Here is a 16,649-nt window from a genome sequence, read left to right as displayed (position 1 = left end):
GACAGGACTGGTACCGGGCTGGACCGGAAGGGCCGGGGCCGGTCCAGGCCCGAGGTCGGGATCCTGGCTGGGTTCCGGTTGGCGCTCCGCCATCGGGGCGCTCAGCGCCCCGACAGGACTGGTACCGGGCTGGACCGGAAGGGCCGGGGCCGGTCCAGGCCCGAGGTCGGGATCCTGGCTGGGTTCCGTCACAGGTCGCCGCCGCGAGAAAGGAACGCTTGCGCGGCCGCCGGGCGACCGCGGTTGGGCTGGCCGGGCGCGGGCGTCATCGCTCCAGCATGCCGGACCGGCACGGGCCGCCGGTCCGTTGACGGCGAACGGGGTCGGTGCTAAAGGTCGGCGACCTGGCCGATGACCTGGGAGCCGAGGATCTCCAGCGGCTGGAGCTTCGAGACGTCGGCGACGTTGCCGATGACCTCCTGGATGCCCAGCGCGGCGAGCCGTTCCAGGTCCGCGAGGATCGCGCCGACGTTCTTGCCACTCTCGCCGACGTCGAAGCTGTAGTAGCAGGTCTTCGTGATCTCGTCGTAGTCGCGGCCCTCGGCCTCGCAGTGCGCGCGCAGCACGTCGAGCTTGTGCTCGAGGTCCGGGCCGGGGAACAGGTTGCACGCCTGGGCGTAGCGGGCCACCAGGCGCAGCGTCTTCTTCTCGCCGCCACCGCCGATCATGATCGGCGGATGGGGCCGGGTCAGGTTCTGTGGCGAGTTGAGCGGCCGGGTGAGCTGGTAGTGCGCGCCGTCGTACGGGCTCTCGTCGTCCGACCACATCCTCAGGCAGACCTGGAGCGTCTCCTCCAGCCGCTCGAACCGTTCGGCGACCGGCGGGAACGGGATGCCGAGGGCGACCGACTCCTCCTCGTTCCACGCGGCGCCGATGCCGAGCCAGGCCCGCCCGCCCGACAGCACGTCCAGGGTGGTGATCGTCTTGGCGAGGACGCCGGGGTGCCGGTAGACGGCCCCGGTGACCAGCGTCAGCAGCTTCACCCGGGCGGTGCTCGCCGCGAGGAAGCCGAGGGTGGTGTAGGCCTCCAGCATGTCGTTCTCGGGCGGCCCGACATAGGCGATCTGGAAGAAGTGGTCCATCACGGCGAGCTTGTCGAAGCCGACCGCGTCGGCCGTCCTGGCGATCTCCACGAGGTTCGCGCCGAGCCGCTCTGGCCCGCCCGACCAGGTGAAGTCGGGGATCTGGAGCCCAATCCGCATCGGGTGTGGCCCTTCCGTCGAATACGGCCGGCGCCGCCGCCCGCGGGCCGCGGCCGCGTGTCCCCGCGGCGGCGGGCACACGACCGCCCGGCGCCGGCTCAGGGCGGCCCGGCCGCGTTGCGTGGTCAGTCCAGAACCTATGTCGCCGTCTGGCCAGGGCGGGCCAGGGCCGTGCCCGCCAGCGGTTTTTCTCGGATCGGCCTGGACTCGTGGGTCCAGGGGACCACCCGTGTGTTGGCCGGGCTCAACGCGGGAACAGGTCAGTCCCGCCAGGTCATCACCCCCGCCGTGGGCGGGGGTGCTATCAGCGACAATTGGCGCATGTTGAGCCCCGCCCACCTGCAGGTCCCGCGGCATCACAACGGGCGGTGCTCCCAGGAGGGGGGCCTGAAGGGCTGTCCGCCCCGCCCCCGCAGCGCGCCGGCCCGGACGCCGGCGGGCCCGCACTCCGGGAAACGCACGGATCTCGGAGAGAACCCCCGGTGATCACGATTGGCACGCCGCCGCGGCGTTACCGGCTGATCCGGGTCGGCCAGCTGGTCTTCGTGGCCGCGGTCGTCGTGCAGCTCCTGGCGTGTTTCGTTCCCGTCGCGGCCCTGGACACGATCGCCTGGCCGCTGCGCAACGGGTTCAGTCTGGCGGCCGGCGCCTTCTGCGTGCTGCGCGCGACGTTGATCCGCGGTGAACGGGCGCCCTGGGCGATCCTGGGTGTCGGGCTGCTCGCCTATGGCACCTCGACGATCACGTTCAATCTCCTCCGGCCGGTCACTCCGGATGGCCAGCAGGCGATCTCGGGGTCGTACTGCGATATCGGCTGGCTCGCCTTCTACCCGGCCTGCTACGCCGCCGTCATCCTGCTCCTGCGCCGCCGCGTGCTCCGGCTGCCGCACAGCGTGCTGCTCGACGTGGTCGTCAGCGCGTTCGGCATGGCGGCGGTGACGACCGGCGTCGGCGTCCTGCTCATCCGCGACAGCTCGGCGCTCGGGCCGCGGGACACGATGCTGATGCTGGCCTACCCGGTCGCGGACCTGTTCCTGCTGCTGCTGGTGGTCAGCGTGTTCGCCCTGCTGGGGCGCCACCCCGGCCGGGTGTGGTGGCTGCTGGCGCTCGGCATGATCTTCTTCGTCGTCGCCGACTCGGCCTACCTGGTGAACGCGGTCCAGATCGGCTGGTTCTCCCCCGGCGGCTTCGACGACGTCTTCTGGGCGCTTTCCCCGCTCATGCTGGCGCTGGCCGCCTGGGAGCGGGAGCCGCGCACCCGGCCGGCCCGGGCGTCCGGGTGGGCTGTGCTGGTCGTGCCGACCGTGCTCGCGCTGGCCGCCCTCGGCGTGCTGGTCGCCGGCGCGACGGTCCGGCTGAACCTGGCCTCGGTGGTGCTCTCGGCCGCCACGCTGATCGCCGCCCTCGTCCGGGCGGCGTTCACCTTCGCCGAGGTACGCAGGCTGGCGGAGACCAAGGAGCTGGCCAGCACCGACGAGCTGACCGGGCTGCCCAACCGGCGCGGGCTGACCGAACGGCTGCGCGCGGCGATCGAGAACTCGCCGGCCGGGCAGCGCGTCGCCCTGCTGGTCCTCGACCTGGACAAGTTCAAGCTGGTGAACGACACCCTCGGCCACCGCCTCGGCGACGAGATCCTGACGCAGGCGGGCCGGCGGATCGCGACCGCGCTGCGCCCCGGTGACGTGCTCGCGCGGCTCGGCGGCGACGAGTTCGCCGTGCTGCTGGAGCGCACCGACGCCGACGGCTCGCGGCTGGTCGCCGACCGGGTGCGGACCGCGCTCGCGGACCCGCTCGACGTTGGGGTGCTCACGTACACGGCGACGGCGAGCATCGGCATGGCCGTGTACCCCAGCCACGCGGCGAACGCCGACGAGCTGCTCGCCAGGGCCGACATCGCGATGTACGCGGCGAAGAACCGGCACACCGGCGTCGAGAACTACGACCCCGGGCACCCCGACAACCCGCTGTTCGAGTTCGGCCTGGTCGAGGACCTGCGCGCCGGCATCAGCGGCGACGAGATCGAGCTGCACGTGCAGCCGAAGCTGAACATCGCCACCGGGCAGGTCCGCTCGGCGGAGGCGCTGGCCCGGTGGCGGCACCCTGACCGCGGCCTGCTCACGCCGGCGTCGTTCGTGCCGCTGGCCGAGCACGCCGGGCTCATGGGCGCGCTGACGATGAAGGTCCTCGAGCAGTCGTGCGCGCAGCTGGCCCGCTGGCGGGCCGACGGCATGGAGGTGACGCTCGCGGTCAACATCTCCGCGACGGACCTGCTCGACCAGGCGTTCCCGGACCAGGTGCGCGGGGTGCTGGCCGCCCACGGGCTGTGCCCGGAGGCGATCGAGCTGGAGCTGACCGAGACCACGGTGATGCTCGACCGGTCCCGTTCGGCCGCGGTGCTCAGCCAGCTGCACGAGGCGGGCATCGGCATCTCGATCGACGACTACGGGACCGGGTACTCGACGCTGGACTACCTGGGCGGGGACTTCCCGGTGGATGTGATCAAGCTCGACCAGTCGTTCGTGCGCAGGCTGGACAGCAACACGGTCGCGCAGAAGATCGTCAGGCACACCGTCGACCTGGCCCACGACCTCGGGCTGCGGGTCGTCGCCGAGGGCGTGGAGAGCGCGGCGACGCTCGCGCTGCTGGAAGCTTTCGGCTGTGACTTCGCCCAGGGCTACCACGTGAGCCCGCCCGTGCCGGCCGACCGCTTCGCCGAGCTGGTGGAGCGGACACCGGCTGGCGGGGCCGCGGTGCCGAGCCAGCCCCGAGGACGGTGACCATAAGGCCGTGACGTCCGGCGACGACGACGCCGCGCGCGGGCGGTTCGGCGGGGCTCCCGCCGAACCGGCGAAGCCCGGGGGCCCCGCCGGATCCAGCGTGCCCACCGGATCCGGCGTGCCCGCCGAACCGGCGAAGGCGGCCGGGGAGGGCCGGGAGCCGAGCCGGGAGGGCCGCCAGGAGATCGCGGGCCTCACCGCGCGCCCCGATCCGCCCGGGCCGTCCTGGTGGGACGACCTGGCGCTGGAGGCGGCGCCGGCGGACGCGCCGGTGGCGGTGGGCGGGCGGCCCACCCCCGAGACACTGATCGGCGCCTACCGCGCCGGGGCGTTCCCCTGGCCCAGCGAGGACGTGACGGCCGTCGTCGGCATGCACCGCCTGGTGCTCCACCTCCTCGCGGCGGGCGCGCGCGTCGGGCTGCTCCACGGGCGTCGGCCGAGGCCCGGCGATCTGCCGTGGTGGTGCCCCCAGCCGCGCGCGGTGATCCCGGCCGGCGGGGTGCGCGCGTCCGCGTCGCTGCGTCGGCGGGTCCGGTCGTGCGGCTGGACCACCACCGTGAACCGCTGCTTCGACGAGGTCGTGGCGCGCTGCCGGCGGACGGGCCCGGAGGTCTGGATCACCGACGAGCTCCGGGCGGGTTATGCCCGGCTGCACACGCTCGGCTGGGCGCACAGCGTCGAGGTGTGGGACGGCGAGGAACTCGTCGGCGGCCAGTTCGGGATCCTGGTCGGCGGGGTCCACGTCGGCGAGTCGATGTTCCACGCGCGCACGGACGCCTCCAAGGTGGCGCTGCTCGACCTCGACGCCCGGTTCACGGCGGCCGGCGGCAGCCTGATCGACGTCCAGATCGCGACCGACCACCTGCGCGGCCTGGGCGCCGTGGAGATACCCCGCGGCGCGTATCTGGCGACACTGCGGGCGGTCCGCGACGCCGACGTGCGGCTGGTCACCGACCAGCTCCCGGTCGCGCGGCTGGCCGCCCCACGCACTGGGTAGCCAGGCGCGCCGGGCCGGCGGCCAGGTCCACCCGCGTGGCTACCCGTCGCCTGTTTCCGGGCCGTCGGCGGCCCGCCGCAGCGGGAAGCGGTCGGCCGCCGCCGCGATGACGCGCAACAGCTCCTCGATCTCGGCGTCGGTGTTGGCGGCCGTCACCGAGATCCGGAAGCCGGTCTCGCGGCGAGGCACGATCGGATACGGCACCATGGTCGCGAGGATGCCCCGGTTGAACAGGAAGGTCCCGAGCGGTTCGATCAGATCCGGGTCGGCCAGCGGGACCTCGATGATCGGGAAACCAGTCTCGTTGCGGGTTTCCAGGCCCAGTGCATGGATGCCGTCGAGCACCCGCGACGTCCGCCGGTACAGGTCGGCTCTGCGGACGTCGCCGCGAATGGCGTTGAATCGCAGGCCCGCCTGGGCGGTCGCGAACGACGCCACCGGCGGAGGACCAGAATAGGTATAGGGCCCCGCCGCGATTCGCAGGAAATGCCTGATTTCCGGTGGGCAGGCGACGAACGCCAGCAGCGACGAATACGCCTTGGAAAGGCCGCCGACGAGCACCAGACCGTCGTAATCGCCGCCGAGGTGCCGGACGGTGCCGTTGCCCCGGGACCCGTACGGCGACAGCTCGTCGGCGGACCGCTCGCCCAGCACCCCGAAGCCGTGCGCGTCGTCGATGTAGAGCAGCGCGTCGTAGGCCCGGGCCAGCTCGGTCAGCTCGGCCAGCGGCGGGCCGTTGCCCGTCATGCTGTTCACGCCGTCCACGCAGATGACCTTGGGGTTGCGGTCGCTCGCCGCCAGCTTGCGGGCAAGCCCCGGCAGGTTCTCCTCGCGGAACCGGATGACGCGCGCCCCGCGCGTCGAGGCCATCCGGGCGCCCTCGTGGATCGTGTGGTGCGCGCGCAGCTCGACGAACACCGCGCCGGCCCCGGCCAGCGCGGGCAGCACGGAGAAGTGGATGTGGCTGACCGTGGGGAACAGCAAGGTGTCCTCGGCGCCCAGCAGTTCGGCGAGAGCCTGCTCGAGCTCGGTGAACAGCCGCGGGTTGCCGACCAGCCGGCACCAGCTCGGATGGGTCCCCCAGCGGGCGAGGTACTCGGGCACCGCGGCCATGATCTCGGGCTCGAGGTCGAGCCCGAGATAGTTGCAGGACGCGAAGTCGATGAGCCAGTGGTCGCCCACCCGGATCCGGCGGCCGTCGATCTCGTCGATGACCGGGTCCCAGAACGGCACCCGCCCGCGCAGCCGGTGCATCTCGGCGAGCCCGCCCGGCGGCTGCGCCAGCACGTGGTCGAAAGCCGGCGCCAGCCGCCGGTGCCGAGCCGAGAACGGGGCCGGGGTCGGCACCGAGCCGACCGCGTCCACGGACACCACCACGACCACCCCCCAGTACCCAGACCTTCGCGGCCCGGCACGCGTGAGTGGATCGTCTCGCGGGACGGGGCTATTCAGATCCTTCGGTGATCTGAGTCAATCGGACGCTCAGTATTGCGACAATAGCGAAGAGGGACATAGCCGTCCATAGATATTCAGCGAGAACCGGACCGGCACCAACCCGACACGGCGCGGCGGCCACGGCCGCGGCGCCGGCCAGGAACGACGACCGACGGGCTCGACCCGTCGACGAGCCGGGCGGGCCCGCGGGTCGCCGGTTCGGGGCACCGGTGTGAGGTCGGTCCCACAGGGACTCCCGCGGCGGCCGAATTCCTTGGCCGGGCGCCGGGATGCCTCCCGCGGCGGCTCCTGGGGGGCCCGCCCGTCACGTTGGCGCTCTCGGACGGGGTGTTAGGGTCCGCCTATGGTTGACCTGGCCCCGGATTCGCTACCGGCCACCACGGCGTCGACGGCCGAGCCGACGCCGGAACCGGCACGGCCACGCGCGGTCGCGCTGCCCTCCGTGCCATACGTCGGCTGGGGCCTGCGTCGTTCCTGGACGCTCTTCTCCGAGCACCGCAAGAAGCCCGTCGACCCGCCGGCCAGCTTCTATCAGCTCATCGCCGCGGACTCGGTCCGCCAGCTGTCCCGCTACACCTCGGTCGCCGGCCAGTCGGTGCTCGACGTCGGCGGTGGCCCGGGCCATTTCCGGGACGCGTTCCTAGAGGCCGGCGCCCGCTACTGCTGGGTCGAGCCGGACGTGTCCGAGCTGGCGGTCACCGATGTTCCCGGCCGGATCCGGGGCAGCGCGCTCGCGCTGCCGGTGCGCACCGACTCGGTGGACATCTGCTACACGTCGAACGTGCTGGAGCATGTGCCGGACGCCTGGCAGATGTCCTCCGAACTGGTCCGGGTGACCCGCCCCGGCGGACTCATCTACCTGAGCTACTGCACCTGGCTGTCGCCGTGGGGCGGGCACGAGACCGCGCCGTGGCACTACCTGGGCGGCCGCCGGGCGCAGGCCCGCTACGAGCGGCGCAACGGGGTGCCGCCCAAGAACATCTACGGCGAGACCATGTTCCCCGTGTATGTCGCCGACACCCTGGCCTGGGCTCGCTCCCGGCAGGACGTCGTCGTCATCGACGCGCTTCCGCGATACCTGCCGGACTGGTCCAAGCCGATTTTGAAGGTGCCGGGGGTGCGCGAGGTTCTCACCTGGAATCTCCTGCTGATTCTTCGCAAGATCTGATCGCCGCCGCGGCCAGGTACCCGGCGGACGATAGCTGGTTTACTTGAGCGGTGGGTAAGGCCACGGGAAACTGTCTGGGACCATCCGGATGACCGGCGGCCAGGGCACCTTGCGCTCGGTGTGGGCACCACCTCGGCGAACTTCCACGGAAACCGTCGACGTGCCTGGCGGTCCCGGCCGGCCGGATCAGCCGTCGCCAGCTTTCGGGGGTCCTCTGTGTCATCGGTGATGACGGGTCAGGCCGCTCGATGAGCCCGTCGAGTCCGGCTGGCGGGATCGCCACGCCGCTGGGCCGGTGCCAGGCCGCGCAAAAGCGCCTGACCGCCCTACGGAGAGGTCGATGGCGCTGTCGGTGAAGCGGGACCTTGTCGCCGAGCTGCTGCGTGGCCCGATGGCTCTCGCCGCGGCGGGCATGGTCGTCAACGTCTTCAACCTGCTGATGAACCTGGCGCTCGCCCGGATGCTCGACCCGGACGCCTATGGCGCCGTCGTCGTCCAGACCAATATCTTCATGATTCTTTCGGTCGTCGGGACGGCCGTGCTCACCGCCGTGGTCCATCGGGAGTCGGCGCTGATCGGCGAGACCCGCCGCGAGCGACGCGCCTGGATCCGCCAGCTGCGCGGGGTCACGTTCGCCGCGATCGCGGTCTCCTCCGTGATCGCGGTCGCGCTGTGCCGGCCGGTCGCGGCGCTGCTGTCCTACCCGCACCCGCTGGCGATCGCCGAGGCCGCGATCGCGGCGGCGTTCCTGGTGCCCCTCTACGTGGAACGCGGCCTGCTCCAGGCCCGCGGCAACTACCCCGCGCTGGCCATCAGCCTCGTGTTCGAGGCCGCGCTGCGGATCGGCTTCGGGGTCGCGCTGGTCGCCGCCGGGCTCGGGGTCAACGGGGCCGGGCTGGGGCTGGCGCTGTCCATAGCGGTGGGCGCCGAGCAGACCCGCTGGGCGGTCGCCCGCACCCCGGCGCTGCCCCGGCCACCGCGCCCGAGGTCGCGGCCCCGCCTCGACGCCGCGCTGGCTTCGGCCACCACCACCGGCCCGGTCCCGATGCTGCCGCCGCCTCGGCGACGAACCAGGGACAGCCTGATCACGGACGCCTCGATCGCGTTCGGCACCCTCGTCCCGCTGGCGCTGCTGCAGAACATGGACGTCGTGATCGTCGGCTGGCGCAACCCGGACGCGGTGGGCGCCTACGCGGCGATCTCGACGGCCTGCAAGGTGCCCGTGTACACCGGGCTGGCGGTCGCGAACTTCCTGCTGCCCGAAGCGGCGCGACGGCGCAAGGAGGGCCAGCCGGCGGGCCGGGCGCTGGCGATGGCGGTCGGCTGCGTCATCGCGCCAGGGCTCGTGCTCACCCTGGTCGGGCTCGTCGGCGCCAAACCGCTGCTGACGTTGGTGTTCGGCCCGGACCTGACGGCGGCCGCCGGCTCGTTGTGGGTACTCGCGCTCGCGATGACGTTCATGGCGGTCGCCATGATGTTCGCCACCTACCTGCTGGGCGCGAACCAACGCGTGATCGTCGTGGCGCTCTTCGTCTGTTCGGCGCTGACCGGCGCCGGCCTCGCCCTCGCCGGCGGCGCGATCGAGCGCACCGCGGCGGCGGCCCTGGCCTGCCTGGCCGGGACCGCCGCCGTCGCCGGCTGGCTCGTCTACCGGCTGCACCATTCCGACCGGCGCGCCGCCGGTCGCGACGGCGCCGCCGCCGGACCGGACGGCCTCGCGGCCGTCACGGCTTCGGGTCCGCCCGCCGCGGCCTCGCCGGTCATCACGACCGCGGACGGGACGGCGGGACGCTGGGGCCAGCGAGGTGACAGCCGCCCCACCGAGCCCATCCGGCGATGAACAGGCGTCCGATCGCCTCGGCGCGCTCAGGGCGTGCCCTACGCCCGTGAAGCGCCCGGCATTCGACGACGCGGCGGCCCGCCGTCGCTGTGCGATCCCGGATGAGTGCCCGGCGTCGCCGTCGTGGGCCGACGCGCTATTTCCTTCCCGGCTGTGCTGGTATGTACGGAGCCATAGCACGCCCCGCCGACCCGGTGACAGCGATGGAGACAACGATTCGTATCCGCCGATCAGGACCGGTCGCCTCGGTCCGGCGAAGGCCAGGTACCGGGTACCCGATGGCGGAGCCCACTCACACGGACCCGGCCCTGGGCGAACGCGCCCGGCGCGACGCCGACGGCTACCGCCGGACGCCCAGGTGGCCTCTGTTCGCCATCGCCGCGGGTTTCGTGGTGCTCTACCTGTCGCAGTCGCCGGGCAAGCTGACCGCCGATACCAAGCTCGACGTGCCGCTCGCGCCGTTGCAGTTTCTGGGACGCGCCACCCACCTGTGGAACTCCTCGTCTGACTTCGGCTTCCTCCCGAATCAGTACGTCGGCTACCTGTTCCCGATGGGGCCGTTCTTTCTCGTCGGGAAGGTGCTTCACCTGCCGCCCTGGATAACCCAGCGGCTGTGGATGGCGTTCCTCCTGACGGTCGCGGCGTGGGGCGTCGTCCGGCTCGCCGACGCGATGCGTGTCGGCCGGCCATGGACCAGGGTCGTCGGCGGCCTGGGCTACGCCCTGTCGCCGATCTTCCTGACGAAGATCGGTTCGGCCTCGGTCGCGCTGACCGGCGCGGCGATGCTCCCCTGGATCACGCTCCCGCTCGTCCTGGCGCTGCGGCCGGGCGGCGGCGCCGGTGGTGACACCGACGACGCGGCGCGCCGTGAGCCGGGCGACCGCGCGCGGCGGGCGGGCGCTGCCCCGCTGTCGCCGCGCCGCGCGGCCGCGCTGTCCGGCTTCGCCGTCTTCTGCGCGGGCGGCGTCAACGCGAGCGTCACGCTGTGCGTCCTGCTGTGCCCCGGGATGCTGCTGCTGCTCGCTGGGTGGAGCCGCCGGGCCTGGGCACTGCGGGTGTGGTGGGTGATCTCGATCATCCTGGCGACGGCCTGGTGGCTGCTCGCGCTCCTGGCCCAGAACCGGTACGGCCTGAACTTCCTCCCCTACACCGAGACGGCCGAGGCCACCACCGCGGCCACCTCCGTGGCCGAGGCGCTTCGCGGCACCGCCGACTGGATGGCCTACCTCCGGGCACCCAACCCCTGGCTGCCGGCCGCCACGGCCAGCGTCAACGAGGCGGTACCGGTCGTCGGCTCGGCGGTCATGGCCGGGATCGGGCTCTGGGGGCTGGCCCGCCGAGACCTGCCGGGACGCCGGTTCCTGCTGCTCAGCCTGGCGGTCGGGGTGATCGCGGTATGCGCGGCCTACCCGGGCCAGCCCACCAGCCCGCTGGCCGGCAGCGTCCGGGCGCTGCTCGCGGACCAGCTGGCCTTCCTCCGCAACGTCTACAAGTTCCAGCCGGTCGCCCACCTTCCACTCGCGCTGGGGATGGCGCACGCCCTCTCGGTCCCGCTGGACCGTGGCCGGGTCTGGAGAAGCCCGATCGCCCAGCGGAGCCAGCCGTCGGCCGCCGAGCCGGCGCCCGCCGAGAAGCCGTCGCCGCGCGTTCCCCGGGACGTCGGCTGGCTGATCCCGATCCCGGTCGTCGTCGCCATGCTCACGGCCGCCGCGCTGGTGACCGCGATGACACCCACGCTCGCCGGCCGGTCGTTTCAGTCCGGGTCGTTCACCAAGGTCCCTGACTACTGGCACGAGGCCGCGGACTGGTTGGCCGAAGAGCCCGCCAGCGGCCGGACCCTGCTCCTGCCGGGCATTCCGTTCGCCGAGTACGAGTGGGGCCGCTCGCTCGACGAGCCGCTCGCGTGGCTAGCCAGCACCCCCTGGGCGAGCCGCGCCCTGGTGCCGCTGGGCCAGGTCGGCATGACCCGCTGGATGGACGGCATCGAACAGGCGCTGGCGAGAGGCTCGGCACCCGGGCTCGCGGCCGCGCTGGCCCGGGCGGGGGTCGGCCAGGTGCTGGTCCGCAACGACATCGACGACAAGGACTGGGACATCCCGCCGTCCACGGAGCAGGTGCACCGGGCACTGGAGAGCTCGGGCCTGCGCCAGGTCGCGACCTTCGGGCCGTCCATGCCCGAACGCCCGAGCGCCAGGCAGCGGCTGCTCCCCGAAACCGCCCGCCCGCGGGGGACGGTGCCGGCGCTCGAGGTGTGGGCGGTACCCGACGGGGCGTCCACGGTGACCGCCTACCCGGCCGACACGGCCGTCGTCGTGTCCGGCGGAGCCGAGGCGACCGTACAGCTCGCCGCGCAGGGCGTCCTCGGCGCCGACCGCGCGGTCATCCTCGCCAGCGACCTGGACGGCCTGCCGGAGTCGCCGTTGCGCCCCTCCGCCTCCTCCGGATCAGCCTCCGACGCCAGCGCCGCTGGCCCGGTCGTGGAAAGGCCGCTCGCGAGCGAGATCGTCGAACCGACGACGGCCTGGATGGTGACCGACACGTTCAAGCGCCGGGACTACGACTTCGGCGTCGTGCACCGTGGGCAGTCGTACCTGCTGGGCCCGGACGAGAACACGGGCAGATCAGGGGAGCCGCCCCACCAGTGGGCCGACGGTGACCCCGTCGACCACCAGACGGTCGCGGGATACTCCGACGGCGTCAAGGTCAGCGCGTCGTCCTACGGCTCCCCGCTGGTCGCCAGCGCCGACGTCGGACCCTACGCGGCGGTCGACGGCCTGTCGCACACCTACTGGAACGTCGCCTCGGACCCGAAGCTGGGATCCGTCGGCGGCTGGATCCAGGTCGACACCGCGCAGCCGGTGACGGTGCCCTACATCGACGTCCAGCTTCTGGCCGAGGGCAGGTGGCGGCCCAAGGTGCGCACGATCCGGGTCACGACCGCGGCCGGGACCGCGTTGACGGACGTGCGCGCGGACGAGTCGATCCAGCGGCTGGCGGTGCCCCCGGGGCCGAGTTCCTGGTACCGGCTCACCTTCGAGCGGGTGATCGAGCAAGAGGACAACGACTTCAGCGCCGGTATCCGGGAGATCGCCATCCCGGGCGTACCGATCCAGCGCTACGCGCAGGCGCCCGCGGACGCGGCCGGCCTGTTCACGACACCCGGGCAGGGCCAGGTCATCTACTCGTTCGAGCGCGACCGGGTGGACATCACCGAGCCGTTCGGCGGGTCGGAGGAACAGACCCTGACCCGCAGGTTCGACGTGCCCCGGCCGATGCGGCTGACCGTTACCGGAACCATGCAGGCCGTTCCGTCAGGTGACGAGTCCTCCGCGGCGTCGGACGCGCCGTTCGCCATCCCGTGCGGGGAAGGCCCGGCACTGCTGGTCGACGGCACCCGCTACGACCTGCGCGTCGAGGGCACGCAGGCGGACGTGGCGGCGGCGCTCCCGCTGCGCACCACGGTCTGCGCTCCCGACGGGACGATCTCACTGGACGCCGGGCCGCACCTGCTCACCATCGAGCACGCCGGGGAGGCGCTGCTCGTGTCCTCGCTGACGCTGGTCGAGACCGACGCCGCGGCCAGCGGGTCGACCGCCCGGTCGACGTCGGTCACCTCGTGGTCGCCCGAGCGGCGGGTGGTCTCCATCGCGGCGGGGGGGCGGGCGTTCCTGGCCGTCCGGGAGAACGCCAACGAGTCGTGGACGGCCAGCCTGGACGGCGCGCCCCTGCGGGCGGTGCGACTCGACGGCTGGCAGCAGGGCTGGATCGTGCCGGCCGGCGAGGCCGGCTCGATCGTGATCGAGAACAAGCCTGGTCACGAGTACCGCCGCAACCTCGTCGTCGGTGGGCTGCTGGTGCTGGTTCTGCTGGCGCTGGCGCTGGTGCCGGCCCGGTCGCGCCGGCGGCGGTCGGGCGAACCCGACGACCACCCCCGGCTCCCCGGCCCGCGGCGTCCGTCCTCGACGCGCGCCAGGCTGGCTGGCACGGTCGTCGGCTGCCTGGTCGCCACCGTCGCCGTCTTCCTCGTCGCCGGTCCGGTTGCCCTCGCCGTGCCGGTCCTGACGGTCGTCGGTCTTCGCCTGCCCTGGCTGTTGCCCTGGACTGGGCTGCTCGCCATGACCGCCGCGGGCATCGGCGTCGCGCTCGGGCCGGACGCGGTGCCCGGTTCGGGCGAAGGCCCGTTCAGCTGGCCGGTACAGGCGGCGGGCGCGCTCGCCTTCGCGGCCGCCCTGGCGAACCTCGTGGCGCCCGCGCCTCCGGTCTCCGAGGCCGAGTCCGAGGCGGAGGTGGAATTTCCCGAGCTGGTCGGCGGTGGTCCCCGGGGCAGCGACCCGGAGGAGACCATGCTGATCGCCCAGTCTCGACGCCCCCGCCGCGATTTCGGTTCCACCGCCCCACCGGCCGAGGACGAACCGGACGCCGTCACAGAGCGCCCACCATCTCGTTACCGCTGAATACCGTCACCTTCCGGCCTCGGTCCGCACGTCTGGCCATTCGGACGGGGATCCTGCGCAGGCGGATTACTATCCGGGAAGAATGGCTACCTCACACGATCCAGCTGGCCGTGGCGCCGGCCAACGGTGGTCCCTCGCCGATACTCGCCACCACGGCAACATCGGGCTTGGCCGGCGGCACGGCGGGGCCAGAGCGCCCGGCGGCGAACCGCCGTCGCCCGGCGCCCGCCCGACCCGCCGGCGGCTCCTTGGCGCCCTCGGGCTGGGTGCCGGCCTGGGAGCCGCGACCTTCGGCGCGACGGTCGGCATACAGCGGCTGCTGCCGAGCTCGGCGGACGACGCTCTCGACCTTCTGTCGATCTTCGGCACGCCGGGCAGCTTCGGCAGGCTGGCGCGGTCCTCGACGATCGAGACCGTCGACGTGCCCGGTTTCGGATTCGGCCCCGGCCAGTCGGCGTTCATGGCCACGGTCGCCAGCGACGGCACGGTGTTCATCGGCACGACGCCGTTCAGCGACGACCAGATGTTCCCGACCGCGGCCAGCATGGAAGCGGGGATCTTCCACCCGGACACGCGGCGATTCACCCAGTTGATGATCCCGTCATCCGCCGGGCACTTCTTCGTCTCGAATCCGGACCCGACCGTCCGGGGGGTCGGTGGCGCGGACGTCGCCGACGTGATCGTCGTCCCCGACCCGGTGATGGGCGAGCGGGTGGTGCTGGTCTCCGTCATGCCGTACCACGGCTGGGACACCAAGGTTCACGGCGAGTTCCCCAGCATCGGCCAGCTTCGGCGCGACCGCGCCGGTGACTGGCGCTACGAGCCCTCGCTCTCCTGGACGGCCGCCCAGCTCGCCGCGCTCGCGCCGCCGACGGTGGCCGCCAGCGCCTTTCCCACCATCGGGCCCACGTCGCCCCTGTCCGGCCGGGGACCGGCCTCGGTGGCGCGGCTGCCGCGTTCGGGCCACCTCGTCATCGCCCAGTACTTCGGAGCCGGCGGGCGGGGGACCAAATCCGGCGCGCTGCTCGTCGTCGATCTGGAGGGGCGGACCCGAGCCTGGTGGCAGTATCCGCCGACCAGCCCGCTGGGCATCTCGACCGTGGTCAACCCGCGAGAGGTCGTGACCGACCCGACCAGCGAGCCGGATGACGAGCGGTTTGTGCTGATCAGTGACTGTTTTTCCGGAAACAAGGTGGCTGAGCCGTTCCCGGTACAGGAGTTCTCCTACTCGGCGAGCTCCGGGCAGATCACCCCGAAGAGCGCCGCGGTGCGGGCCGCGCAGGACAAATCCCGGATGGAGTCGGCCTGCTTCGACATGGCCGGGAATCTCTACGTGGCGCGGACCAATGCCCATGGCCTGCGCGCGGACGCGATGGCCGTCTACGTCAAGGCCGGCCGTGAGCGCAGCCTCGTGACCGCGGCGCCGGCGACCGCCGACTGGCCCGACTACTTCGGAATCGAATGCCGTCCCGACTACCTGCTCCAGGAGACCGGGCGGGGCGGCCTCGTCCGTAGCCTGACAATGGATCCGGTCAGCGGAGCCATTCTGCTCACCGGCCTCGACGGAACGCTCCAGGTGGTCCAGCCGGCCGGCGCCGGCCACGAGATGACCTTCCGCACATCGGCGATCGATACCGGGCTGTCGCAGCTTCGCGGCCCGTCAACCCGGTATATCGGAGTCCGACGGGCCGCGGTCGACGCCCAGCGGAGAATTCTCTGGCTCCCGGTGAACCAACTGGTCCTGGACAGCATTTCGTGGCCGTACCCGCCGTTCAAGTTGGACCAGTGGTTGATCCGCGTCGACCTCGACCGCCTGCTCGACCGCTGAAAGCGGCGGCGTTCGAGCGCCCATGACCAACCGGGCCCGCCAACCTCGGCCGATCCTGCCGCGATTGGTCCGATCCGGCGCGCGCCGATCGGTCGAGGAACGCAGCCAGAGACCCTGAACCGCGCGTAGCGGCTCAGGCCACCGAGGTCTTCGGGCGGATCGCGTAGTACCGGGTGAAGTTCCAGTGCGGGGCGTGCTGGGGCTCGTCGGTGGTGCCGATGATCCGGAGGCCGGCGCGGCTCAGATGAGACGTCATGATCCGGACAGGAAGCGTGTTCATCTGCATCGGCGCCGGGTAGTGCAGCAGACGCTGCTGAAGAGCCCCGACGACGGCGGGCGGGGCGTACCGGAAGAGCAGCCCCTGGATGGTGGGCCGGATGCCGGTAGGCATGAGAATGATGGCGGCGCCGCCCGGCCGCAGCACGCGTCCGAACTCGAGCAGGTATTTCTCGGCCGCGTCCGGCGGCACGTGCTGCAGGACGATGCTCGTGAAGACCAGGTCGACGCTGGCGGTGGGGATCGCCGCGAGATCGGCGGTCGCGTTGTGCTGGAAGTCCGCTCGGCCACCGGTACGGTCGAGTCGGCGGGCGGTGGCGAGCATGGGCTCGGAGATGTCCAGGCCGATGACCTTGTCATAGTGGGCGGCCAGGGCCTGGGTCAGTCGTCCGGCGCCGCAGCCGAAGTCGAGGGCGACGCCGGTCTGGGTCGGCGTCCCGCCGAGACGGTCGAGGACGCCGAGGGCCGTGTCGACATCCTCCTTGCCGGTGGCGAGGAAGTCGTCGATGTCCCAGCCTCCACCACGCTTGGCGGGGTCGACGAGGACCGCCCACAGCGGGTCGTCGTTGCCGTGTCGTGTCCAGTCGCGTGCGGTGTCTTCGAGGCTCATAGCGCTGGGTCTCCGGTCATGCGCGGTCGGGTGGAGGTCGGC

The 16,649-nt window shown here is 72.4% G+C and carries 9 protein-coding genes; 6 read left to right on the top strand and 3 right to left on the bottom strand.

Features of this window, described 5'->3' with window-relative positions; translation table 11 throughout:
• Positions 1 to 329 precede the first annotated feature (329 nt).
• Positions 330 to 1,202, bottom strand: a complete 873-nt coding sequence (locus tag I6A81_RS13800) for an LLM class F420-dependent oxidoreductase (RefSeq protein ID WP_203007321.1) — start codon at positions 1,200 to 1,202, stop codon at positions 330 to 332.
• A 482-nt stretch (positions 1,203 to 1,684) separates the two neighbouring features.
• On the opposite strand from I6A81_RS13800, the gene I6A81_RS13795 reads away from it, so the two are divergent.
• Complete coding sequence (locus I6A81_RS13795) at positions 1,685 to 3,979, top strand: putative bifunctional diguanylate cyclase/phosphodiesterase (RefSeq protein WP_203007320.1); 2,295 nt, start codon at positions 1,685 to 1,687, stop codon at positions 3,977 to 3,979.
• 184 nt (positions 3,980 to 4,163) lie between these two features.
• A complete protein-coding gene (aat, locus tag I6A81_RS13790; protein ID WP_203007323.1) occupies positions 4,164 to 4,976 on the top strand; it encodes a leucyl/phenylalanyl-tRNA--protein transferase in 813 nt (270 codons plus the stop codon).
• Between the two features lie 39 nt (positions 4,977 to 5,015).
• On the opposite strand, the gene I6A81_RS13785 is transcribed toward aat, so the two are convergent.
• Positions 5,016 to 6,350: an aminotransferase class I/II-fold pyridoxal phosphate-dependent enzyme gene (locus tag I6A81_RS13785; protein WP_307874650.1), complete on the bottom strand. Its 1,335-nt coding sequence runs from the start codon at positions 6,348 to 6,350 to the stop codon at positions 5,016 to 5,018.
• Positions 6,351 to 6,774: 424 nt separating this feature from the next.
• Here I6A81_RS13785 and I6A81_RS13780 point away from each other — a divergent pair, with 424 nt between their 5' ends.
• The 4 genes from I6A81_RS13780 to I6A81_RS13765 all read left to right on the top strand — a co-directional run bounded on the left by I6A81_RS13780 (position 6,775) and on the right by I6A81_RS13765 (position 15,721).
• Positions 6,775 to 7,599 carry a class I SAM-dependent methyltransferase gene (locus tag I6A81_RS13780; protein WP_203007319.1) on the top strand — a complete coding sequence of 275 codons (825 nt, stop codon included), beginning with the start codon at positions 6,775 to 6,777 and terminating at the stop codon, positions 7,597 to 7,599.
• Between the two features lie 340 nt (positions 7,600 to 7,939).
• Positions 7,940 to 9,439 (top strand): lipopolysaccharide biosynthesis protein, encoded by a 1,500-nt coding sequence (locus I6A81_RS13775; RefSeq protein WP_203010200.1) that lies wholly within the window; start codon positions 7,940 to 7,942, stop codon positions 9,437 to 9,439.
• A 278-nt stretch (positions 9,440 to 9,717) separates the two neighbouring features.
• Complete coding sequence (locus tag I6A81_RS13770) at positions 9,718 to 13,893, top strand: alpha-(1->3)-arabinofuranosyltransferase domain-containing protein (RefSeq protein ID WP_238430482.1); 4,176 nt, start codon at positions 9,718 to 9,720, stop codon at positions 13,891 to 13,893.
• Positions 13,894 to 13,975: 82 nt separating this feature from the next.
• Complete coding sequence (locus tag I6A81_RS13765; RefSeq protein ID WP_238430483.1) at positions 13,976 to 15,721, top strand: hypothetical protein; 1,746 nt, start codon at positions 13,976 to 13,978, stop codon at positions 15,719 to 15,721.
• Between the two features lie 133 nt (positions 15,722 to 15,854).
• On the opposite strand, the gene I6A81_RS13760 is transcribed toward I6A81_RS13765, so the two are convergent.
• Positions 15,855 to 16,607: a class I SAM-dependent methyltransferase gene (locus I6A81_RS13760; protein ID WP_203006163.1), complete on the bottom strand. Its 753-nt coding sequence runs from the start codon at positions 16,605 to 16,607 to the stop codon at positions 15,855 to 15,857.
• Between the last annotated feature and the right edge of the window lie 42 nt (positions 16,608 to 16,649).

It is taken from the genome of Frankia nepalensis (assembly GCF_016786325.1).
Classification (GTDB): domain Bacteria; phylum Actinomycetota; class Actinomycetes; order Frankiales; family Frankiaceae; genus Pseudofrankia; species Pseudofrankia nepalensis.
The sequence above is the reverse complement of the archived record's forward strand: the minus strand, read 5'-3'. Positions and strand labels throughout refer to the sequence as shown.